The following is a 26196-nucleotide window of genomic DNA, read 5'->3' on the forward strand; positions in this document are numbered from 1 at the left end:
CTACGGGGTGGTGCTTGCCGCGTTGGCGGACACGTCGTCGGCAGACAGCGCCAGGTCGTATGCCACCTTGTAGGCGAACGTCCCGCCGTCGACCGACTCGCTGACGTACGTGCCGGTGTAGTCCATGAAGTACCGCCAGGTGAGCGGTGTCGCAGTGCCGGTCGCGGCAGCGAGCTGGAACGAAAGCGGAATAGTACCAGCCGTCCCGATGCCGGGGACGAAGTACACGCTGCCCAGCGATCCGGCGCTCACACCCTTCAGCCCCAGCTGCACCATGCCGCCTTCATCGCGTGCGATGGAGTCGTTGGAATCTGCAAGCGTCACACTCTCAGCCGCGGGAGCCAGGACGTCGGTGATCTTCACCGTATCCTGCGTGCCGTTGCCGTCGAAGTCGCCAACAATCTCATCGTCCTTCGCCACCGGCGCAACCGACGCGATGGAGCCGGTCACCGGTGCCGCGCCGGTGTTAGTCATGGCGCTTTCCGCGGCCGCATCGGCGTGCTTCACCGTGCCGTCGGGCTCCAGCTCGAACAGCTGGGCGTCCACGGGCACGTCGACCTGGTAGGTTTTGCTGGCAGGAGGCTCGACGGTAATCTGCACCTCGTAGCGCTTGCCGCTGTCAGCCACATCCAACAGGAAGTAACGCGCGGAGGCGGTGTTGTAGGCAGCGGCCGCGTACAGGTCCACCGTCGACACTGTGGAGCCGAGCGATGTGGAAGGCGCGTTCGACGAAGCCGTCGCGACGGACAGATCAACACGTGCGTCGCCGGTACCCGTACCGGCACCCACCTTCGCGTTAGCATTCGTGGTGCCAAACGTGCTGAAGCCGCTCTCCACGTCGGTCACCGCCGTCACTTCGACCGTACTATCGTTGGCCGGCGTGAACGACATATCAGCCTCGCCGAAGGAGCGCAAGAGCGGATTGGCAAGCACCGTGGTCACACCCGGGGTCACGGCCGCAAACGACTGGCTGGCTTGCTTGGCCTCGGTCGGGCTTGCGGGAAGCTTCACCGATGCCGCCAGCGTGGCGGGCGCGTCAAAGCAGGGGTAACCCAACGTATCCTCGGTATCGAGTGCGGTGTACCACACACGCGCCGAACCCGTGCGACCGGAGCCGTTGAGCGCATCGGCCGTGGAGCGAGCCTTCATAGCGGCCGTAGCCAGGCCGGTGGAGCTGTCGGTGACCGTGCCAGCGCCGAAGATCGTGCTGTCGTAGAAGCAGTTGGCCGTGGTGCTGGCCGATCCCGCGTTCTTCGACATGATGGGCTCCATCACGTTAGCACCTGCAATCGCGCCAGCGTTGTAGCAGCCCGAAAGAGCACCGCTCGCGTTGTACGAGTAGCAAATACCAGCCGCGCGGCTGACGACACCCGACGCAGACCCGCCGCCGGTGATGGCACCCAGGTTGTAGCAATCACTTATATGGTTGGTGCCCTCGTCGCGCACCCACCCAGCAATACCGGCAGCCGACTGCCCCGTGCCATCGTTGGCAGAGATGGCGCCCACGTTGCCGCAGCGCTCGATGGTGGCGGTGCCCAACACATCGGCAGCAATGCCAGCCGCCGACATGCTTGACTTGACAGAAGCCTCGTTCACGCAGTCACGGATAGCAGCCGAACCCTCTATCCACGCGGCAACAGCGCCCGTGTTGGCCTGAGCGTCAATGAGCGAATTCGCACCAATGGTCAGCCCAGAGATAGAACCTGTGCCGTTCAAAGCGCTGAACAGACCCTTGTCGTGGTAGACATACAAACCGTCGACCGTATTGCCGCCGCCGGAGAAGGTTCCGCTGAACGTGCCAACAGACTTCCACGGCAGCGCGTTGGTAGCGACAAGCGACGAGCCAGCCGTCACATAGTCTTTCGCGGCGCCGCTTTCAAGGGTGCCAAGCAGGCTGATGTCGCGTACGAGCACGACATTCGCATTGCCAGCGCCCTGCGAGCCGCTACCGTCCGAACCAGCTATGGTGCCGCCGTTCGTTACCTGGAAAGCAAACCAGGCGAACGCTTCGGGCGTTGCCACACGCAGCTGGTCGTTCGCGCCGGTGCCGCCGCCTGCAAGAGCCGGGGTGTCGCCCGACGCAGTAAGCGCAGCGGCATCGGAATACACCGTCTGTGCACCCGAGCTGCTCACACCCGTGAGGCGCAGGCGAGCTTCGGTTTGTATCTTGGCCACGTCGGCCCAGCTTAAGAACTCACGTACTTGCGTGTAAGGATAGCCGCCGTTTGTGCTGTCGGCACGCACCCAAGCGTAGTCGGCCAGCTTGATACCGTCGACCTCGGTAGTGCTGGTGGCCAGCACCTCGTTCAGCAGATCGGCGAAGGCGTCAGTCTTCATCTCGGCCGTGGTCTTACCCGTTACGCCCGAATCGACGCCCGGCTCGGCAGTGCCGGGGTCGGAGTTGTAGTAAGAGGATTCGACGGTGAAGTTGCTCCCGTACGCTATCTGATAGGCTGATTTACTAGCGTCGGCCACCGTGACGGTACCGGAGTTGTAGCTGTTCTTAACCGACGATGTGTCCTGAGTATGGAACAACCCTTTAGCTCCGCTCTCCCCGGCAACGATGCCGGTGTTGAAGCATGCCTCCGCTTGTATCTTGCTGATCGCGCTGCCAATGCCGGCGGCATGACCGTACATCACGTCGGAGTTGTCGACAGTACCCTCGTTCGAGCAGCGATAGAACGAGACCATGCACCCATTGCCCGAGCCGTAGCCCGTGATGCCACCGACATTCCCCGCCGCGCTCACTGGTGCCCGGTTCGTGCATCCCACAAACACAGGGTAGTAGCACGACTCGCCTACGATGCCTCCCGCAAAGCCGCGACCGTCCGAGCCGCCGGAGCCGCGCACTGCCACGCTCTCATTCACGAGGTTCGCGAAAATAGGAGATCTGTACGACAGAGTGGTGGACGCGAACGCGCCTGCGCGCGCCCAAACCTCTTGCCCGGCTGCATCCACCAAACCTGCGGCAAGCGTGAGGTTACGCATGGCTTCCGGATCCTTCAACAAGCCGTTGGTGGCGTAGAGGTGCTCGATGGTGAAACCGCCGCCGTCGAGGAGGGTACCCGTGGTGGTGTTCGGCCACACGAGAGCGTCCGTTATGTTGTCAGGAATGCCGTCAGCCCCGGTGGCGCCGTCAAGGTCGTTGGCGTCCGAGCCGACCGTAACGCCGGTGTAGGCAGTGCCGAACAGGTCGATGTTTTCGGTGATGAGGGCATACTTACCGGTGGTCTTGTACGCCCACCAGGCCAGCGCCTCGGGTGAGTCGATGCGGATTGCCTTATCAGCCGTTGAGCCGTCGTTCATGGAAGTATCGGGCTTGAAGGTACCCATGTCTTTGTCGGTGTCGTTCATCAGCTTGACCGTTTTGCCTTCGTCCACCGCCGTGGCCAACTCCTGCCAGCTGCTGAACACAGCGCCGTTCTTCACGGTTATGGCCAGGTCGGTCGTGCGGCCAGCGACCACCGTGTAAGGACTCTTGATAGCTGTTTCAACGGCTGGATCGGTGCCGGACTCGTTGCCGGTCAGCACGTAGCGGTGCTTCTTGGACGTATCGGTCGGCACGGCCAGCTTCACCTTCGAGCCGGCGTTTGCGTAGAACGTTTGGGTTGGCTCGGTCGTGTCGTCGCCAAACACCGCATCTTCGAAGTTCTGCGCCAGCGCAAGTACGCGCGGGTGCGCATTGGATACGCCGGGTGCCGGGCAGGCGTCGCCCGTGGAATCGAGCTCGCCGGTGGTCGCATTGCGGCCAACCTTCTGACCCCACACGTCGCGATGGACGTTGCCCGTGCTCGAACCGTCGGCCAACGCCGTGTCGAGCGCCCACGCCACCTGGCCGGAGGCCAGCTGGTCGGGAGTTACCGACGTGATGGAACCCAGCATACCCTCTTCCCCAGCGGCGGGCGTGAAGGTGATAGTTACGATGTTGTAATAGCAGTTCGTAACGGAAGCGAAGCTGGAATCAGCGTTCAGCGCATAGGTGCTGTCGCCGCTTACCGGGCCAGCGCTTAAGCAGTTGGACATGCTCCTGGTGCCCGAGCCGGCCGAACCACCGTGGATGCCCGATGCAATTCCGCTTGGTGCAGACACCGATCCCTTATTCAGACAGTCGGTTATTGTTATGTAGTTGCCTAGGGAGCCATAGCCGACAAGGCCAGCCGCACGCGGGGCGTAGGTGCTATCCCCCACCGCCGTAACGGATGCATAGTTGGTGCAGCCCGCCATCGATCCGGCGAACAATCCAGCTACGCCGCCCGCCGTAGCGGTAGCGGATACCTCTGCCTTGTTCCAGCATCCCTCAACAGTGACGCCCGTTTCGCCAGCGCCAACCAGCGCACCGGCAGTCTCGCTCCCGGAAATGGTGCCGTTCTGGCCGATGCCCAGGTTCTTGAGGGAACCCGAGAAGTAGCCAAACAAGCCTTGGACAAGACCTGCCCCGTCAAGGGTTCCGTCAAGATGCAGGTAATCTACCTCGAAGCCCTGGCCATCGACGGAGCCGGTAAAGATAGAGGTGCTCTTATTCGCGATAGGAATCCATGGCAGGGCGGTATCGGGCGCCGTCACATAATCGTACATTGCACCGGAAGCCTTCGTACCCTGCAGGCTGATGTTGGCCGCCAGCTTCACGTGCGCGTCGCGTGCTTTTTGCCTGATCCAACCGGTTTCACCTCGAATAGTATCGTCTTTGTTGACAGCGGACATAAACCACGCCAAGGCCTCGGGCGACGCAATGGTAAGCGCCGCGAGGCTGGTGGTGCCGTCGCCTGCAAGGGCAACAAGCGCGTCCGCCGGCACACTGGCTGCATCTGCAGCCTTCTTCCAGGTGCTGGAGGTGTCGTCCCAGTAGGTGAGGCGCAGTGCTTCCTCGGTTTGGTCGGCGCCCACTTCAGCCCAGGTGGCATAGGCGGCCGGCGTGGCGTACACGGACAAGTCGGCCGTACCCAGCGTAATGGGCGAAGTCAGCTTGTTGACATCGCTCACGTCAGTGGACGTGGAGCCCTTGTAGTACTTCATGAGTGCGCCCGTGGAAGGAGTAGGCAGCTTTGCCTTGTCGTTGGCGTTGCCGAAGACGGCAGCGGCAGGCTCGCTCGGAAGCGCTGCGGGGTCGAACACCGTATTCGCGCGGAACACGGCCGGGTGCGCAGAAGCATTAAGGAACGTCGGGAGCGCATCGCCCAGCGTGGTGTCAACCTCGCCGTCGTTGGTGCGGCCGACGTTCTGGCCCCAGGTGCCGCGGTGAGCGCCACCCACGTTGGCGCCTGCCTCGGTAGCCGTGTCAAGCTCCCAAGCCACCTGGCCGGAAGCGAACTGGTCGGCCGTGCGAGCCGCTTTGCCGTCTGCCAGGTCGGTAGCGGTGTCGGCCAGGTAGTAGCAGTTGGCCACGACACCAGTATAGGCGCCGACGGGATCCGCCGTAGTGCCGCTGACGGTGCCCGTGTTGTAGCAGTTCATAATGCCATCACCGTACGACGACCTGACGATGATGCCGCTAGCAGTGCTGGTGCCTCCATCATCGGGGCCGGCAACACCAGCTGTGACGGCGCCGGTGTTGAAGCAGTTCGTGATCTTGTTCTTGAAGCCGCCCCCGGCAATGCCGCCGGCATTGCTGTAGCCCTCGGCGGTTACGGCACCCGTGTTGGAGCAGCCGGAGACGTTACCCTCGTGGAGATAGCCGGCGATGCCGCCAGCGGCACTTGAATTATGGGGTCGTCCGGGCTCAGTAGAGATCTCGGCCGCGTTCGAGCAGTTGGTGAAGTTGACATAGGTCACGCTCCCGGCGAGCCCACCCGCGACCGTCTTGGAGCGCACGTAGCTCTGGCTGCCGATGGAGACGTTCTGTATGAAGTTGTCCTGAGCCGAACTGTCCGTCATGCCGAACAGACCTTGCTGGCTCTTCTCCGGCGCGTTGATGTAGAGGTGGTCGATCGTGTGACCCTTGCCGTCGAAGTGCGGAGCGTATTGGTTCATGGCAACCCAGTCGAGTACGTTTGCGTACTTGTCGGCGGCGGTGGCTTTTGACTCGTCGGCCGAGCCGCCATAATTCTTGCCCTCAAGGTCGATGTTTGCACCGAGCTTGGTGTAGGCGTTCTTGTAGGTGGTGCTTCCAGAGATGACCTCAGCGGGCGTGTTGTTGGTCTTGTAGGCGAACCACGCCAGCGCCTCGGGGCTGGGAAGCTCGATGGCCAAGTCGGCCGTGGTGCCGTTGTTGGTGGACGTGTCGGGCTTGTAGCCCAAAGGCTCGCCTGCCGTGGCGCCGGGCACGCGCTGGTCAATCTTCTCGTCAACGGTGAGGAACGTATCAATCCACGCGCCCACCTGAGACCAGTCGGTGGCGGCTTGCAGGGTCTCGCCCGTCGCACAGAGCACCGGGTAGCCGTTGTTCTCGAGCGTGCCCGCTGCTTCGTCGCCCGTGGCCTGGCGCCACGTGGTCATGTTCGCGAGGTCGGTCACGGAGGCGTAGTCGAACGCGCCGCTGTCGTTGGGCGTGGCGGACACGCGGCTGAGTTGGTAGGCCGCGCCCCAGCTCTTGAGCGCTGCGCTGGAGACACCCTCCACCTTGCCGTGGGCGTCGTCGCCGTCATGGGTGTAGCCGGGCGTGCTGCACCCGGTGACAGGCTTGGAAGCGTCCCCTGCGGAGGTTCCCGTGTCGTAGAGGCAGTTGTAACATTTGGAGCTATTGGTGTCAGCTGTGATGGCACCCCGGATGTAACCCTTGATGGGACCCGCATTGTAGCAGCTCACGTACTCCACAGCGCCGTATGCGCCGATGCCGCCGGCGCCGCCGTAAGCCTCATTGGCCGAAACGGCGCCGATGTTGAAGCAGTTCGAGACGGAGCCTGAGCCGGGACTGCCCACGACGCCGCCAACGTAATTGTATCCGCTGATCGCGCCCGCGTTGGAGCAGCCGATGATGCGGCCTTCGCAGGAGCCCGCGACGCCGCCGGCTATTTCGCCCGAAACCTCGGCCGCGTTCGAGCAGTTGGCGAGCTCGGTTGTCTTCGCCTGCCCGACGAGGGCGCCCACGTGGGTCTTGCCGCGCACGTAGCTCTGGGCACCCACGGATGTGTTCCGTATGAAGGAAGCATCTGCTGCTTCGGCCGTCGTGTTGCCGAACAGACCCTGGTTATCCTTGTCGGAAACATTGATGTACAGGTAGTCAATCGTGTGGCCCTGGCCATCGAAGTGCGGGGCCTTCTGGTCCATGGGCACCCAGTCGAGCACGCCGGCGTACTTGTCGGCCGCGGTGGCACCGGCGTCGTCCACCGTGCCGCCGTAGGCCGCACCCAACAGATCGATGTCGGCACCCAACTGCACGTAAGCGTAGTCGTAGGTGAGACCCGGGGTTGAGCCGTCGGAGTTGGTGATGTCCGTAGTGCTGTGCTGATTCACCTGGTAGGCGTACCAGGCCAGCGCCTCAGGCGTGGAAACCACGTAGGGGCTCGCTTCGGAACCCGCACCCGAAAGCGCTTTGAGGCCGGTTGAGCCCGGCACGTCCGCGGTGCGCAGATCGGCTTCGACCTGCTCGGCACCCACAGCCGCCCAGTTGTCGCGGAGGCGGCTGGTGATGTAGGGGAAGCCCTTGTTCGTACCGTCGGTGCGTACCCACTTGTAGTCTTTGAGATTGATGTCCCCTGCCACGGTGTCGCTGATGGAAAGCGGCCCGTCAAGGGTCGAGGCGAACCCGGCCGTCTTCATATCGGCGGCCGACTTGCCCTCCGCCGTGCCGGTGCCCGCACCGGCAGCGAGACTGGAATTGTAGTAGGTGGACTCACCGGTGAAGGTAGATGCTATCTGGTAGGCGGTTCCGCCGCTGCCGGCAGCCGAAACGGCACCGGAGTTGTAACTGTCTTTGACGACAGCGGAGGCCTGGAAGGAGAACAGCCCGGCAGCGCTTACGTCCGCGCTCACAGAACCAGTGTTGTAGCATGCTTCCGCAGTTGCATTATTGGCATAGCCGATGCCGTTGGCCATGGAGGGGTTCAGGCCGGGTGCGGCACTGATGGAACCTTCGTTCGCGCAGAGGTAGAACGTGGCCGAATCGCTCGGGTTTATGCCCACGATGCCGCCTACGATAGACGCCGCGCTCACCGGTGCCCGGTTCGCGCATCCCACGAACACGGATGTGCGTCCGTTCAAGCCCACGATGCCGCTGGCCACGCTGCCCGCATCGCCCGAACCGCGCACGGCAACACTCTGGTTCACGAGGTTCCAGAATTCCACGCTGCCCGCTGTTGCGCTGGTCGAAGCGAACGCTCCCGCATACGCCGAAGCTTGTCCGGAGGCATCCACAAGGCCCTCGGCCAGTATGAGGTCGCGCATCTCCTGCGCACCCTCCAGCAGACCGTTGGTCGCATGCATATGCTTAACGGTGTTGCCACCACCGTTCAAGCTCGCCCCTGTATTGGCGGTGCCTGTCCACAAAAGGCCGTCTTCGATGTTGCTGGGCGCACCCCAGTCGGTGCTCACCACGAGGTTGGCGTCGACGCCCGTGTAGGGAGTACCGAACAGGTCGATATCCGCCGTGATGATGGCGCTCCAGCCGCTCGATTTATACACCCACCAGGCAAGCGCCTCGGGCGTGGAAAGCTCGATGGCCTTAGCGTCTGTGGAACCGTCGTTCACGGAGGTGTCGGGCTTGTAGTTCAAGAGCTCGCCCGGCGTGGCGCCGGGCACCCGCTGGTCGATCTTCTCGTCGGTCATGATGAACGCGTCAACCCAGCCGCCCACGTCGGACCAGTCGGCGGCGGCTTGCAGGGAGGCTGCCGCATTGCCGTCGGCGTCGGTTGCGTCGAGCGCGACGAGCACCGGGTAGCCCTTGTTCTCGAGCGTCGCATCGACACCCGTGGCCTGGCGCCACGTGGTCATGTCGGCCGCGTTCTCCACGGAGGCGTAGTCGAGTCCGCTGCCGGCATTGGGCGTAGACGACATGCGGTTCAGCTGGTAGGCCGCGCCCCAGCTCTTGAGATCGGCGCTGGAGACACCGTCAATCTTGCCGGGAGTTTCTGAGTACTCGCCGACTCCGATGACGGCGGGTTTGCCCGCCGGTGTGGAAGCATCCTTGTCGTAGAGACAGTTGGAGAACATGTAGCCCGAAGAAGCCGTAATGGCGCCTGCCGTAACAGCACTTACCGGCCCTGCGTTGTAGCAACTCGTGGTGTAGTTGGACGCGGCTTCGGAGGTTCCCATGATGCCGCCGGCCTTGCCGTTCGCCGCAGTGGCCGTAACGGCTCCGACGTTGGAGCAATCCGCGAGGGAGGGGTTTCCGTTGCCGACGATGCCGCCGACGTTGGTTGAGCCAACAACCACGCCCACGTTGGAGCAGCCGCTGGTATAGCCGCGGGTTCCGCCGTTGGAACCCTCTATGCCGCCAACACAGCTCGCGCCCTCGACTTCAGCCGCATTCGAGCAGTTGACAATGCTGACACTGTTTGCCCCTCCGATGAAGGCGCCAACGTAATTGTTGCCGCGCACGTAGCTGTTTGCGCCGATGAAGGTGTTTGCTATGCGAGAGTCGATCTTCTCGTAGGAAGCATCTCCACGACCGAACAGGCCCTGGTAGTCCGCCGTGTCATCGGCTGCCGTGGCGTTGATGTAGAGATGGTCGATCGTATGACCCAAGCCATCGAGGTTGGGGGTGTGCTGCTGGATGGGCACCCATTCGAGCACGTTCGCGTACTTTTCGGCAGCGGCGCCTTTGCTGAGATCTTCCGATCCACCGTAGGCCGCGCCTAAAAGATCGATGTCGGCACCCAGTTGCACATAGCTGTAGGTGTAGGTGAGATCGTACGTCGTACCGTGACTGTCAAACGTGGGCGAAACCTCGAACATCGGATCGTTCACGCCGACGCCCGGCGTGTTGACGACGACTTTTGTTCCGTTTGTGTTCACCTGGTAGGCGTACCAGGCCAGCGCCTCGGGGCTGGAAATGACGTAGGGCTTCTCCTGCGTGCCGGAGCCCGAAAGCGCCTTAAGGCCGCTTGAGCCCGCAACGTCCGCGGAGCGCAGATCGGCCTCCACCTGCAGGGCACCCACGGCGGACCAGTTGAGGTTCTCGCGGTTGGCCATGAGGAAGGGATAGCCCGAGTTCGTGCCATCGATGCGCATCCACTTGTAATCATTGAGGTTGATGCCCGCTGCCGCGGTGGTGCTGGCGGCCAGCGGCGTGTCGAGGGTGCTCACAAATTCGGACGTCTTCATCGCATTGGCAGCCATGGGCGTTGCCGCGCCGGTACCTGATCCCGCGGTGACGTCCGAGTTGTAGAACACGTCCGTACCGGTGAAGGAGGGCGCTATCTGGCAGACGGCCCCACCGCTATTGGTGGCCGTAACGGCACCAGCGTTGTAGCTGTCTTTGACGGTGACAGACTCGCCCATACCGGAGTTGATGTAGAACAGCCCGCCGGCGTCTCCCTTTCCCGTTACAGAACCGGTGTTGTAGCATGCCTCCGCAACCACTTTACCACCAGCGCTCATGCCACCGGCATGGTAGGCACCCGAACCGTCGATAGTACCCTCGTTCGAGCAGAGATAGAACGATACTGCACCGCTCCCAGAAGAGCCCACGATGCCGCCGATATAGTTCTGTGCGTTGCTTACCGGTGCCCGGTTCACGCATCCTACAAACACACTTCCACTGCTGGTGCCGCCCACGATGCCGCCGGCACGGTCTCCCGAGCCACCCGAGCCGCGCACGGCCACGCTTTCGTTCACGAGATTTACGAAGATCGTGTTATTCACGCCGCTCGAAGCGAACGAGCCAACTACGCCCCCGAATCCGCCGGTTGCATCCACAAGTCCCTCGGCCATCGTGAGGTCGCGCATCTCCAGCACGTTATACAAGAGGCCGTCATAGGCATGCATATGCGTGATGGTGTTGCCGCCGCCGTCGAGGTGCTGATTCGTCGTCGAGGGAGTCGTCCACAAAAGACCCTTATCGATGTTTGCGGGTGCGCCCCAGTCGGTGGTTGTCGCCAGGTCGGCGGCAACGCCCATGTAGGGGGTACCGAACAGGTCGATATCCGCCGCGATGGTGGCGTACTTGCCAGTCGATATGTACGCCCACCACGCAAGCGCCTCGGGCGTGGAAAGCTCGATGGCCTTATCGGTTGCGGAACCGTCGTTCACGGAGGTGTCGGGCTTGTAGTTCAGATCCGCACCCGCCGTGGCGCCGGGCACCCGCTGGTCGGCCTTTTCGCCGGCGGCGACGAACGCATTCACCCACGCGCCCACCTTGGACCAGTTGGTCGCCTTCTGCATGTGGTCGGCCACGTTGCCGTCGGCGTCGGTGCCGTCGGTCGCGCAGGGCACCGGGTAGCCGTTGTTCTCCAGCGTGGAGCCTGAACCTGTGGCCTGGCGCCACGCGGTCATGTCGGCCACGTTGTCCGCGGAGGCGTAGCTGATAGAACCGTTGTCGTTGAGCGTTGCCGCAACCCTGTTCAGCTGGTAGGCCGCGCCCCAGCTCTTGAGGTCGGCAGTGGTGACGCCGTCCACCTTACCGGGGGTGTCTGCGCCGCTTCCCACTCCAATGATGGCGGGTTTGCCCGCCGGCGTGGAAGTTTCCTTGTCATAGAGGCAGTTAGAGCACCCTTCGGCCGAGCCGCTCGTAATGGCGCCTGCCGCCGTGGTGGCACTGACGCTTCCCACGTTGTAGCAGTTCGTGATCTTACCGGGATAATACCCTCGATCAGAAACGATGCCGCCAGCCTGTCCGTTCGTTGCGGTGATGCTGCCCGCGTTGAAGCAGTTGGTGAACGTGCCGTAGTTGCTGGTGCCCGCCAAGCCACCAACAAGCTTCTCGCCCGAAACCTCGGCCGCGCTCGAGCAGTTGATGAAATTGATACTCTCCGCAAATCCGGCGAAAGCGCCCACGTAGTCGTAACCGTGCACATAGCTCTCTGCGCCGATTGACGTGTTCTTTATGGAAGAAGGAATGTCGTCTGAGGCTTCCGCAAAGCTGAACAAGCCCTGGTTCCTCGCCGTAACGTCACCTGCGGTGGCGTTGATGTACAGGTGGTCGATCGTATGACCCCGACCGTCGAAGTTGGGGACTCTCTGGTTCATGGGCTTCCAGTCGAGCACGTTCGCATACTTCTCGGCCGACGTTTTGCCGGGAGTCTCGTCCACGCTGCCGCCGTAGGTTGTACCCAGCAGGTCAATGTCGGCACCCAGCTGCACGTACGCGTACCCATAGGGAAGGAAGGCTTCCGTGTTGTAATTGTTTATGTAGGTGGGAGAGGCTTCGAATGTCGGGTCGTTCACACCGACGCCGGGCGTATTTGTTACGCGGTTGCCATTCCTGGAGTTCACTTTGTTGGCAAACCAGGCCAGCGCCTCGGGGGTGGACACGACGTACGGGTTCGCCTGAGAACCCGCGCCCGAAAGCGCGTAGCCGTTGTCGGAGCCGGTCACAACTTGGGCGCGCAGGGTTGCCTCATCCTGCATAACACCCACGCCAACCCAGGATTCAATGTCGCCGGCGTACACGTCGAAATCGCCGTAGTTAGCGTCGGAGACATCGGCGGGAACGGTATAGGGGCTGGTTATCGTTGTCCCAGTGACGGACCCCAAGTGATAGCTGGAGTAGCCTGCGGGCAGTTCCAGCTTTGAGCCCACGTTCGCGTAAGCGCACGTGTTGCCCAACGTTGGTGTGTTGGACATGAACGTCGCACGCACCAATTTTGGCGCGGTTATCGACGCACCCAACAGCGGGTTCTTGTCGCTCGTTGATTGCGGCTTGCCATCCGGAATACGGTTGATAGCCTGGTGCCACGCATTGCGGTCGGCGGAGTTGTTGGCCTCATCCACCACACCGGTGGTCGCATTGGCGTGGTTGAGCCTCCACGTTACCTCGCCCGAGGCGAACTCGGCGGCGGTCTTGCCAATAAGGCCCGGCGCAGTGTCTGCCGGAGCAACAGCGGGGTTGTAGTAGATATTGGCACTCAGAGGCGTGGTTGCGTCAGCGTAGTCGCTTGTGCCGAACGCTGCGTGGGCGTTTCCACCCTCGTCGGCAACCGAACCTATGTTGTAGCAGTTGACGAAGACGGGCTGTCCGCTTGCCGAACTTGCTACGACCGCATCGATGGAACCCGCCAGGCCACCAGCACCATTGCCGGCATGCACGCTGCCGGTGCTGTAACAGTCGGAAACGCGCATCTTCGCTGCCGCGCACTGCCCCACCAGACCACCAGCGCTCGCACCGGTCGCGTTGACCGCGCCGGTGTTGCTGCAGCCGGTCAGGTAGAGAGCCGTGCTTTCCGTGGTGCCCACCAGGCCACCGGCATTCGCGCCGCTGGCGCTGACGTCGGCTGCGTTGGAGCAGCCATTCAGCGTGAGCACTCCGCCCGGCACGGCAGAACCTACGAGGGCACCCACGTTGTCGAATGCCGCCGCAGAGGAATCGTTGGAGCCAACGAAACCACTGGTGATGGCCACATCTTTAAGCGTAGCTTTACCCACGTAGCCAAACAGGCCGGAATTGTTCAGTACGCCATCGACGCGCTTGGTCTGGACGTACAGATGATCAATCGTGGCTCCCGTGCCAGCGAACCTCCCAATGAAGGGATGGTCGCTGCTCGCTCCGATAGATGTCCACGCAAGGGCGCTTTGGTGCTTCGCCTGCTGGGTATCGGCCGTTGCGAGCGAGCCACCGTAGGGGGCGCCCGTCAGGTTGATGTTTGCGGTCAGCTTCACGAACGCCTCGGCGTACGTAGTGGCAGCGGCACCGGTGATGGCATCGGTGGACGCCGTGTTCGCCTTGTAGGCATACCACGCGAAGGCCTCTGGAGTAGCCAGCTGGATGGACAGATCGGCATCGGAGCCGTTATTGGTTGAGAGGTTGGGCTTGTAGTTGAGAGGCGTGGCCGCTGTCGAATCGGCACCGGGCACGCGCAGGGTGTTGGTCTCGTCGGCGGTGAGGAACGTGTCCACCCACGCGCCTACCTGCGACCAGTCGGCGGCCTTCTGCATGTGGTCGGCCACAGCGTCGTTCGCGTCGATCGAGTCGATCCCGGTGAGCACCGGGTAGCCGTTGTTCTCGAGCGTGGCACCCTCGCCGGTTGCCTGGCGCCAGGTAGTCATGTTCGCGAAGTCAGTTACCGCGGCGTATTCCAGCGAGTTGTACGAGTTGATTGAAGCCGCAACCCGGTTCATCTGGTAAGCGCCGCCCCAGCTCTTGAGAGCCTCGGCCGTAACGCCCTCCACCTTGCCGTGGGCGTCATTTTTGTCGTAGATTCCGGCGGTAGCCGGTTTGGAAGCCTCGGTGACGTAGAGACAGTTGTAGCAGGGAGTGCCAGAGGAAGGGGGATAAACCACGATGGCAGCCGCTTTGTCGCCGGCGACGGGACCCGCGTTGTAGCAGTTCACAATTTTCTCGAACGTTCCTGCAGCGACGCCTCCGGCATACCCGGCAGTTGCGGTAACGGCGCCAGTGTTGAAGCAGTTCACCATATTGAAATACCCATAGCTAGCGATGCCACCGACGCAGGTTGTACCCGTGACGGCGCCCGTGTTGGAGCACCCGAGAATCTTGCCGTTCGCCCAGCCGCCCACAATGCCGCTGACGTACTGACCTTCGCCCACGACCTCGGCCGCATTCGAGCAGTTGGTGAAAGCGGCTTTGTCCGTGATTCCGGCGAGGGCACCAACGTTTTCTTTGCCGTGCACGTAGCTCTTGCTGCCGATGGACACGTTCTGTATGTACAAGCCGCTATCCATACCCTGCGCTTGGCCGAACAGACCCTGGTTGTCCTTGTCGGGAGCATTGATGTACAGATGGTCGATCGTGTGACCCAAACCGTCGAAGTGAGGGTCGCGCTGGTCTATGGGCACCCATTCAAGCACGTTGGCGTATCGCTCGGCAGCGGTGGGAAGGGTCTCGTCGGCCGAGCCACCATAGGCCGCACCCAGAAGATCGATGTCGGCACCCAACTGCACGTAAGCCTTGCCATAGGTGAGACCCGGGGTGGTACCGTCGGAGTTGGTAATGTTCGCGTTGCCGTACTGGTTCACTTTGTTGGCAAACCACGCGAGAGCCTCAGGCGTGGAAACAACGTAGGGGCTCGCTTCGGAACCCGCACCCGAAAGCGCTTTGAGGTCGGTTGCGCCCGGCACATCCGTGGAGCGCAGCGTAGCTTCATCCTGCTTGGCACCAACAATCGCCCAATCGGAGTGGTTGCGGCTGGCAAGGAAGGGGAACCCGCCGTTCGTGCCGTCGGCACGCACCCACTTGTAGTCTTTGAGGTTGACGCCCGCTGCCGCGGTGGCACTGGTGGCCAGCGGCGTGTCGAGCGTTCTCATGAACGCGTCAACCTTCATGTCGACAGCAGCCATGGGTGTTGCTGTACCGGTGCCTGATCCTGCGGTAAGGCCGGAGTTGTAGAACACGTCCGTGCCGGTGAAGGTGGGTGATATCTGGCAGGAGGTGGGAGCCGTAACGGCACCGGTGTTGTAGCTGTTTTTGACAATGGTGCCGGAGCTGCCGGGGAAGAACAATCCCGCAGCGTTGCTTCCTGCGGTCGCAGAACCCGTGTTGTAGCACGCCTCCGCATTCACGCTGGGAGCGCAGCCGATGCCGGCAACCGTGGTGGGGCCTTCACCGGCAATGCCGATGGCCCCTTCGTTGGCGCAGAGGTAGAACGAGGCTTCGGAAGCCACGTTGAAGCCGAGGATGCCGCCTGCGATGGACGCATTGCTCACCGGCGCACGGTTCACGCACATCACAAACACCGGCGTGCTGCCCATGCCGTAACCCGCAATGCCACCCGTGTAGATGCCACTGCCAGCCGTATTGCCCGCACCGCGCACAGCAACGCTTTCGTTCACCAGGTTCACGAACGTCGCACCGCTTGCCATGGTGGACGCGAACGCACCTGCGCCGCCCAGCGACGTTTGCCCGCTAGCATCTACGAGGCCCTCGGCCAACGTAAGGTCACGCATTTCTGCTACGTTCTTCAGCAGACCGTTGGTTGCATGCAGGTGCTTGACGGTGTTGCCGCCTCCGTTCAGGTGCTGCGAACCTGCGGTGTTGTCTGTCCACAGAAGGCCGTCTTCGATGTTTGCAGGTGCACCGTAGGAAGTGGTTGCTACCAAGTTGGCAGCAACGCCCGTGTAGGGGGTGCCAAACAGGTTAATGTTGGTTGTGATGGTGGCGTACTTGCTACCCATTTTGTAAGCCCACCAGGCAAGTGCTTCCGGGGTTGCCAGCTCGATGGCCTTATCGGTTGCAGAGCCGTCGTTGGTGGTGAGGTCGGGCTTGTAGCCCAAAGGCTCGCCCGCTGTGGCGCCGGGCACGCGCTGGTCGATCTTCTCGTCGGCCATGATGAACGCGTCAACCCAGCCGCCCACCTGAGACCAGTCGGTCGCCTTCTGCAGGGAGGCTGCCGCATTGCCGTCGGCGTCGGTTGCGTCGAGCGCGACGAGCACCGGGTAGCCCTTGTTCTCGAGCGTGCCCGCGGCTTCGTCACCCGTGGCCATGCGCCATGTGGTCATGTTCGCGAGGTCGGTCACGGAAGCGTAGTCGAACGTGCCGCTCGCGTTGGGCGTGGCGGACACGCGGCTGAGTTGGTAGGCCGCACCCCAGCTCTTGAGTTCCGCAGCCGTAACGCCTTGCGCCTGGTCGGCAGTGGCGCCGTCTTGCTTGGAGACATCTTTGTCGTAGAGGCAGTTATGGAGATAGGCGCCGTAGGGAACGCCTGCAATGGCGTACACGCTGTCTGTTGTTGACGTTATGCGGCCAACGTTGTAGCAGTTCGTTACCGGGCCGGTGGTGTACGCGACGATGCCGGCGGCAGATCGGTAGTCCCACGTGGTTTCGACGGCGCCAGCGTTGTAGCAGTTCGCGAACTCTTCGCTGACCTGGCCGGTCCTGCCGCAGATACCGCCGGTGTTGCCGCTTTTGCCTTTGATGTTGCCCGTGTTGGCGCAGCCGAGAAAGAGGCTGCTGGTGTTGTTGCCTGCGATGCCGCCGAGGTCGAAGGATCCTTCGACCTCAGCCGCGTTCGAGCAGTTGATGAGGTCGGTATCCTTCGCGTGCCCGACGATGGCGCCCACGGTGCCGTTGCCGCACACATAGCCCTCGGCGCCGATGGACGTGTTGCGTATGAAGGCGCCGTCTACAGCTTCGGCCGCCGTGGTGCCGAACAGACCCTGGTTGTCCCCCGAGACATTGATGTACAGGTGGTTGATCGTGTGACCTTGACCGTCAAAGTGCGGGGCCTTCTGGTCCATGGGCACCCAGTCGAGTACGTTTGCGTACTTGTCGGCCGAGGTGGCACCGGCGTCGTTCACCTTGCCGCCGTAGGCCGCGCCCAACAGATCGATGTCGGCACCCAACTGCACGTAGGCGTAGTCGTAGGTGAGGCCCGGGGTGGTGCCATCGGAGTTGGTGATATTTGTAGTGCTGTGCTGGTTCACCTGGTAGGCGTACCATGCGAGCGCCTCGGGGGTGGAAACCACGTAGGGGCTCGCTTCGGAACCCGCACCCGAAAGCGCCTTGAGGCCGGTTGCGCCCGACACGTCCGTGGCTCGCAACGCAGCTTCATCCTGTTCGGCACCCACGGCCGCCCAGTTGTCGCGTGCGCGGCTGGCAAGGTAGGGGAAGCCGCCGTTCGTGCCGTCGGCACGCACCCAACCAAAATCGCTCAGGTTGATGCCAGCCGCCGTGGTGGTGCTGGCAGCCAGCGGCCTGTCAAGGGTGGAGACGAACCCGGTCGTCTTCATGTCGGCGGCCAACTTGCCCTCCGCCGTGCCGGTGCCCGCACCAGCAGCGAGGCTGGAATTGTAGTAGGTATCGGTACCGGTGAAGGTTTTCGCTATCTGAAAAGCGGTGGGAGCCGTCACGGCACCAGCGTTGTAGCTGGCCGCAACCACAGCGGCGTTGCTGCCACTGACACCGAACAGACCCGTGGCACTCGCACTTGAGACCACGGAGCCGGTGTTGTAGCACGCTTCCGCAGTAACTCCTGCATCGCCGTGACCAATACCGCTGACAGTGGAGGCGTTCGTGCCGTCAACGGTGCCTTCGTTCGCGCAGAGATAGAACGAGGGCGTACCGCTGTAGTTCCTGCCCACAATGCCGCCGGTATAGTACTCCGCGTTGCTCACCGGCGCCTGGTTCACGCATCCTACGAACACGCTGCTGCCGCTGCTCTGACCCACAATGCCAGCGGCGCAGTCGCCCGAACCGCCCGAACCGCGCACGGCAACGCTCTGGTTCACCAGGTTGGTGAAGGTTGCATCCCGCGCACTTTCTGACGAGAACGCACCAGCATACGTCCCGAATCCTCCGGTTGCATCCACCAAACCCTCGGCCATCGTAAGGTCGCGCACTTCCAGCGCCTGATACAGAAGGCCGCTGAACGCATGCATATGCTTGATGGTATTGCCACGGCCGTCAACGTGCGCCTTGGTCGTGTCGGGAGACTTCCACAGAAGGCCGTCTTCGATATTGCTGGGCGCACCCCAGTCGGTGCTTGTCACCAGGTTGGCGGCAACACCTGTGTAGGGAGTACCGAACAGGTCCATGTCAGTCGTCATGGCAACGTATTTGCCGGTCGCTCTGTTCACGAGCGCCCACCAGGCTAGTGCTTCCGGCGTGGAAAGCTCGATGGCCTTATCGGCCGCGGAGCCGTCGTTCACGGAGGTGTCGGGCTTGTAGTTCAAGAGTTCGCCCGGCGGGTTGGCGCCAGGTCCACTTGCATACTCCAAGGGCTTGCGACTGTTCTCTCGCTCGCCGACGGTGATGAACGTATCCACCCACTCGCCCACTGCCCTCCAGTCGGCAGCGGCTTGCATGGTCTCTCCCGGAGCGCAGGGCACCGGGTAGCCTTTGTTCTCCAGCGTGCCCGCGGCTTCATCGCCTGTGGCCTGACGCCACGCGGTCATGTTCGCCACATTGTTCTCGTTGGCGTATTTCACGTGGTAGAAATTATCCTCGAGCGTACAAGAGACACGGTTCAGCTGGTAGGCAGCGCCCCAGCTCTTTAGCTCATCGGTTGTGAGACCCTCGACCTGACAGGGAACGTCACCGCCGCTACCAAGCCCGGTAACAGTGGATGCGCCTGCCGGTGTGGAAGTTTCTGTATTGTAGAAGCAGTTGTAGATACTGCCATTCGAGGTGCTTGTGATGGCACCCGCTGTGGCGGCGCTGACAGGCCCCACGTTGTAGCAGTTCACAAGTTCATGATCCACGCCTGGCGAGCGGCTTGAAATAATACCGCCAGCCTGGCCGTCCACTGCCGTGGCCGAAACGGCTCCTGCATTGAAGCAGTTCGCAATGTTGGAGTTTTCGGAACCGACAATGCCGCCAGCGAAGGTGGTGGAGGTAATCGTGCCCGTATTGGAGCAGCCGATGGTTATACCGCCGCGTAGGCTACCATTGTTGATGCCCGCAATGCCACCGACCTTGCTCTCGCCCTCGACAGTACCCGCGTTGGAGCAGTTGACGATGTAGACATCATCCGCAGATCCAACAAGGGAACCTACGTTGTTGTTGCCGTGTACGTAACTGTTCGCACCGATAGACGTGTTTGTTATGGAACATTTAATTTCGTAGGAGGCATCCAGGTAACCGCCATACAACCCCTGATTGTTCGCCGAGCTGTTGATGTAGAGGTGGTCGATCGTATGGCCTTTACCATCGAGGTTGGGGGTTCTCTGCTGGATGGGCACCCAGTCAAGAACGCCTGCGTACTTTTCGGCAGCGGTGCCTTTGCTGAGATCTTCCGATCCGCCGTAAGGCTCGCCCAGCAGGTCGATGTCGGCACCCAGTTGCACACAACTGTGTTTATAGTCAAGATTTTCCCGCGAACCGAAGCTGCCCCAATACGTGGGACTGATCTCGAACATCGGGTCGTTCACGCCGACGCCCGGCGTGTTGACGACGACCGTTGTTTTCTTAGTGTTCACCTGGTAGGCATACCAGGCCAGCGCCTCGGGGCTGGAAATGACGTAGGGCTTCTCCAGTGTGCCGGAGCCGGAAAGCGCGTAGCCGTTGTCCGACCCGGTCACAACCTGGGCGCGCAGCATGGCCTCGTTCTGCACAGCACCCACGTCCTCCCAGCTGGAGTACTGGCGTGCGGCAGTCAGGTAGGGGTAGTCGCCGTTCGTGCCGGCGGTGCGCTTCCACGAATAGTCGTGCAGGTTGATACCCGCCAGCTGAGCATTGTTGACCGACAGCGTGGAGTCAAGCGCCTCGGCGAAGGCGTCGGCCTTCATGTCGGCGTCGTCTTTGTGCACGGCGCCCGTAGCGTCGGCAAGCGTGGAGTTGTGGTACGTGTTTGTGGCAGTAGCCTTGTTGGCCACAGGGAATGCGTTTGTGGCCGCAACGGCGCCAGCGTTGTAGCTGCCCGTGAGGGGAACGCGGTTGCCAACAAAGCTTAACCCGGCCGCGTTGTTCTTCGCAGCCACCGATCCGGTGTTGAAACACGCCTCCATATTCAGGTAGTTGGCGGAGCCGATGCCGGCAGCAGTGGAGCCGTCTACGCCGGAAACATCAATGGCACCCGTGTTGGAGCTGAGACCGAACGACGAGGCAGTGGCTGAGCTGCCGCTGCTGAAGCCCACGATGCCGCCGGCCCGCTCGGCTGCGCTCACACCCGCCTGGTTCGCGCACAGCACGTATGCGGAATCGTCGCCGCCCAAGCCCACGATGCCGCCAGCATAGCTGCCCGCATCGCCCGAGCCGCGCACGGCCACGTTCTTGTTCGTCAGGTTCACGAAGGTGGCACCCGACGCGCCGGTGGAAGCGAACGCGCCCGCGGCTGCCGCGGACTGCCCAGAGGCGTCCACCAGGCCGTCGGCCAGCGTGAGATCGCGCAGAGAGAATGCATTAGTCAACAGGCCGTTGGTGGCATTCATGTGCGTGACAGTGCGCTTGCCACCATCGAGGCTTGTGCCCGTGGTGTCGTTTGTCCACGAAAGCGCATCGCCAATGTTGTTGGCGCCAGCGGCAACACCCGTGTACGGGGTGCCGAACAGGTCGATGTCACCTGCCAGACTGGCGTAGCCGGTAGAGCTGTACGCCCACCAGGCCAGCTGCTCGGGGTTGGAAAGCTGGATGGCCTTGTCGGCCGCCGAGCCGTCGCTTGTGGCGGACATTTCGGGCTTGTAGCCCAGCAGCGTACCGTCGGCCGGGTCGGCGTAGGGCACGCGAGCGTTGTCCAGCTCGTCGGCGGTGAGGAACGCATCCACCCAGTGGCCCACCTGGGACCAGGAAGAGGCGGTCTGCATACGATCCCCCGCCGTGCCATCGGCGGCGGCCGAGTCGAGCGCGATAAGCACCGGGTAGCCGTTGTTCTCCAGCGTGCCCGCGGCTTGGTCGCCCGTAGCATGGCGCCACGTGGTCATGTTCGCAAGGTTGGTTTCGGGAGTATAGCCGCCCGCGTCGGTAACCGCAAGGCGGTTCAGCTGGTACGCCGCGCCCCAACTCTTCATCGCCTCGGTGGAGACGCCCTCCACGCGGCCGTGCGCGTCGGCGACGTCGGTGCCGCCGGTAACGGGCGCAGCGGCGCCTGCCGGCGTGGAAGCGTCCTTGTCGTAGAAGCAGTTGTAGCAGTCGTCGTCAGTCATGTTGGGACGCATCGCGGCCGCCTTGCTGGCCTTGACGGGTCCCACGTTGTAGCAGTTCGCGAACCCGCCGGTTCCGAACGTCTGAATGCCGCCGGCTTGGCCGTCCGCATCGGTGGCCGTGACGGCACCGGTGTTGAAACAGTTGTCGAACGAGGAGTCGCAATAGCCGACGATGCCGCCCACCTTCGTTGTTCCTGTGACGCTGCCCGTGTTGGAGCAGTTCATAACGCTAAAGTCGTTGTAGCCGGAGACGCCGCCCACCTGCGCTGCGCCGTTGACATCACCCGTGTTGGAGCATCTGATGATGTCGCCGCGGGCGTAGCCCGCAACGCCGCCGACGTTCTCGCTCTTGCCTGCGACCTTAGCTGTGTTGGAACAGGCGGTGATGTTTTCGATGACAGAGCCCGCGACGCCGCCGATGTTTCCACCCTCGCCCGCGACCTCCGCCGCGTTTGAGCAGTTGGTGATGGTGCCGCCGTGGTACCCGGCGAGGGCACCCACGTTGTTGTTGCCGTGCACGTAGCCCTCGGAGCCGATGGACGTGTTACGTATGTCGCCGCCGTCCGTTTTGCCGATCAGACCTTGGTAGTCCTTCGTTGGGGCGTTGATGTACAGGTGGTCTACCGTGTGACCCTGACCGTCGAAGTCGGGGGTATTCTGGTTGATGGGCGACCAATCGAGCGCGCCCGCGTACTTGGCCGCAGCGCTGATTTCGGTGCTGTCAACAGAGCCGCCGTACGTGTCGCCCAGAAGGTCGATGTCGTTGCCAAGCTTCACAGGCACGTCGGAGTAGTGCTTGGTGCTGCCGGCGGATATGGTCTCGCTCGCAGGCGCGATGCTCGCCTTGTAGGCGAACCACGCCAAGCCCTCGGGGGTGGTTATGGTGAACGTGTCAGCCAAAGGCGCGGGCTTGATCTTGGTCGTGGTGCCGCTGGTGCCATAGGCCGGCGTCGTCGGGTCGAACGTTTCAACCCATGCGCCCACCTGTGCCCAGTCGGTCGCCTTCTGCATGGTGGTTGTAGGCGTGGTGCCGTCCTGCTCGAAGCCTTCGCCGTCAACCGCAATGAGCACCGGATAGCCGTTGTTCTCCGGGTTGCCCGTGCCATCGTCGGCCTTGGCCATGCGCCATACGGTCATGTTCGCGAGGTCAGCCACGGGGGCTTTTTCGTAGTAGCCACTATCGTCGGACACAAGCGTAATGCGGCTCAACTGGTAGGCCGCGCCCCAGCTTTTGAGGACATCGGCCGAGACAGCTTCCACCTCGCCGGGGGCGTCGTCGCTGCCACCACTGCCATTAAGAGTTCCGCTGAGGGTGGTGGTGCCGCTTGGCGTGGAGGCAACTGGGTCGAAGAAACAGTTGGTGCAGTAATTATCGGAGGGCACAATGGCAGCCGCTTTGGCAGCGCTAACAGAACCCGCATTATAGCAACTTGCAGCGTTGCCCGGCATAGATCCTGCGATGCCGCCGGCATAGCCGTCGGTGGCGGTGGCCGTGACGGAGCCGGTGTTGTAGCAGTTCGCCATGTCGTAGCCCATATAGCCTACGACTCCACCAACATATGTTGCACCACTGACGTTGCCCGTGTTGGAGCTGCCGAGGAAGAAAGCGTCATCGGTGCCGCCAAAGACGCCGCCGATATACATGCCACTACCCGAGACCTCGCCTGCGTTCGAGCAGTTTTCGATGAGGGGATCACCCGCATACGCGACAACAGCGCCTACTCTGTTTCTGCCGTGCACGTAGCTTTTTGCACCAACCGACGTGTTCCGCACGAAGCCCGACTTCACGGAGCCGAACAAACCCTGATAGTCCGCTGTGTCATCGTTCGCCGTGGCGTTGATGTACAGGTGGTCTACCGTGTGGCCTAAGCCGTCGAAGTGGAGCTTTCCTTGGTTGATGGGCACCCAGTCCAGCACGTCTGCGTACTTCTCGGCCGCGGTGGTTTTGGACTCGTCCGCCGCGCCGCCGTAGGCTGCGCCCAGAAGGTCGATATCCGCGCCCAGGCTGGCGCAGGCTTCGCCGTAGGTGATAGGCACTACAGTGCCGTCCCATTCGGTGTTCGTGCCCGCGGTCGCCTCGAACGTCGGGTCGTCTACGCCGGGAGCCGGCGTGTTGGAAATGCCGTTGCCACCCTGAGTGTTCACCTGGTTGGCGAACCAGGCAAAGGCTTCGGGGGTGGACAGGACGTAGGGGTTCGCTTCGGAGCCTGCGCCTGAAAGCGCCTTGAGCCCGCTTACGCCCGACACGTCCGTGGCGCGGAGCGTGGCCTCGTTCTGCGCGGCACCTACCGCCGCCCAGGAGTCGATGGCGCCCTCGCCCAAGTACACTTTGAAGTCGTAGGCGCTGCCGTCATTCGGCACCGTGTAGGGGCTGGTTATCGAGGTGCCGGTAGCGGTATCCAGGTGGTAGGACGAGTAGCCGGCGGGCAGCGCCAGCTTCGAGTCGTCGTTCACGTAGGCATACGTATCGGCCAGAGGAGGCGGAGCCACGAATGTTGCGCGGCCAACCGTTGTGGTGCCGTCCTCGGGTCTGCCGTACAGCGGCAGCGGATCGCCGGTGGTTTGCAGCTCGCCGGTGGACGCGTCGCGGGCGATGTGCTGGCGCCACGTACCGCTGTCCTCCAGGTTATCGGGATCGAACACGCCACTGTAAGAGGCGACGGCGTTGAGCATCCAGGTCACCTCGCCCGAGGCGAACTGGGCAGTGCTCTTGGCCGCAGTGCCCACCGTAGCGTCGGCGGGGGCGACGGTGGAGTCGTAGAAGATATTGCCGCACCGAGCGCTTGCGGGGCACGGGGTTCCGAAGGCTCCCGCAGCCTTCCCGTCGTCGGCTGCAACCGAACCGGTGTTGAAGCAGTTGGCGAAGGCGGCTTGTGCGCTTCCGCCCACGCTTGCCACGCCGTCGCGCACGGCGCCCACCAGGCCGCCAGCAGACGACGCCGCCTGCACGCTGCCCGTGTTGAAGCACTCGTTCACCGTAACCGTGGTAGATCCGCACAGGCCAATCAGAGCGCCCGCGTTTGCGCCATTCGCGCTCACATCCGCCGCGTTGGAGCAGCCCCGCAGAATGAGCGAGCCGGGCACGCTCTCGCCCACGAGGGCGCCCACGTTGCCGATCGCGGTCGTTGAACCGCTGTCAGCGCCCACGTAGCCGCTGGTTATGTTTACGTACGTGAGCGAGGCGTTGCCCACGTAGCCGAACAGGCCGGCGTTGTTCACGGTGCCGTCTGCGCGATCAGTCCGAACGCGCAGGTGATCGATCGCAACATACCCCATGACATCGCCGGTAAAGGGATGATCCCGATCGGCGCCGATGGACGACCACGCGAGGGCGTTTTGGTGCTGCACCTGCTGGGTGGCGCCAGGCGTCGCATCCAGCGAGCCGCCGTAGGGTGCGCCCGTCAGGTCGAGAGCGGTAGTGCTTCCCACCGTTCCCAGCGCAATGTACGCGCCGGCGTACGGGGTGGAGGTGGTGGGGATGTTCTCGGTCGGCGCGGTGTTCGCCTTATAGGCGAACCACGCGAAGGCCTCGGGGGTGGTAAACTTGAGGGCTTTGGCACTCGCAGAACCGGCACCGGTGGAGGTGTCGGGCTTGAAGTTCAGCGGCGTGCCGTCCGCTGGGTCGGCATAGGGCATGAGCGCGTTGTCCAGCTCGCCAGCAACGATGAACGTATCCACCCACGCGCCCACGTCAGCCCAGGTGTCGGCAGCCTGCAGGGAGGCCGCCACGTTGCCGGAGGCATCGGTCGCATCGATGGCGCAGAGCACCGGGTAGCCGTTGTTCTCGAGCGTACCCGCAGACGCGTCGCCGGTGGCTTGGCGCCAGACGGTCATGTTTGCGACATTGGTCTCGATGGTTTCGTTGATCATGCCATCGTTGTTGGTCGCTGTTTTCAGCCGGTTCAGCTGCGTCTCGGTCGAGACACCCTCCGCACGGCCGTGGGCGTCGGCGTCCTCTCTGCCCCCGGTGACGGGTGCAGCCGCACCGGCGGGCGTGGAGGCGTCCTTGTCGTAGAGGCAGTTGTAGCTTGCACTGACGTAGCTTGCGATGGCGGATGGTTTGGCGGCCTTGATGGGACCCGCGTTGTAACAGCTCTCGAAAGAGCCGCTCGGGCCGACCGCAATGCCGGAGGCGAAGCCGTCTGCGGCGGTTGCCGTGATAGCACCGGTGTTGGAGGAGCTGTAGACAGCGCAGTCTCCCGTAGCGACGATGCCTGCGGCATAATCGCTACTCGTAACGTTACCCGTGTTCGTGCAGGCGGAAGGATCGCCGCTGTCGCTGTACCCCACGATACCGGCGGCATCGTTGCCTTCAGCCACGATTTCGCCCGCATTGGAGCAGTTGACAGCATCGGCGTTATCCGTGCCTCCCATAATGGCGCCCACCCTGTTGTTGCCGTGCACGTAGCTTGCGTTGCCGACAGACGTGTTCCGTACGAATGAATAGCCCTCTCCAAACGGGGATTCAGAGTAACCGAACAAGCCCTGGTAATCGCTCGCAGGAGCGTTGATGTACAGGTGGTCGATCGTGTGACCCTGGCCGTCGAAGTGGGGAATTTTCTGGCCGATGGGCGTCCAGTCCAGCACTTTCGCGTACTTCTCGGCCGACGTGGCGCCGGCCGCGTTCACGCT

At 62.7% G+C, this 26196-nt stretch carries 1 protein-coding gene (only partly in view); it reads right to left on the minus strand.

Features of this window, described 5'->3' with window-relative positions; translation table 11 throughout:
- A protein-coding gene (locus tag ABGT83_RS09150; RefSeq protein ID WP_346687157.1) for a hypothetical protein crosses the window boundary here: on the minus strand, positions 1-26196 show its 3' portion. It continues 12843 nt past the right edge of the window; the window shows 26196 of its 39039 coding nt (coding positions 12844-39039); the start codon falls outside the window, past its right edge; it ends in the stop codon at positions 1-3.

It is taken from the genome of Enteroscipio rubneri (genome assembly GCF_963929405.1).
Taxonomy (GTDB): domain Bacteria; phylum Actinomycetota; class Coriobacteriia; order Coriobacteriales; family Eggerthellaceae; genus Enteroscipio; species Enteroscipio rubneri.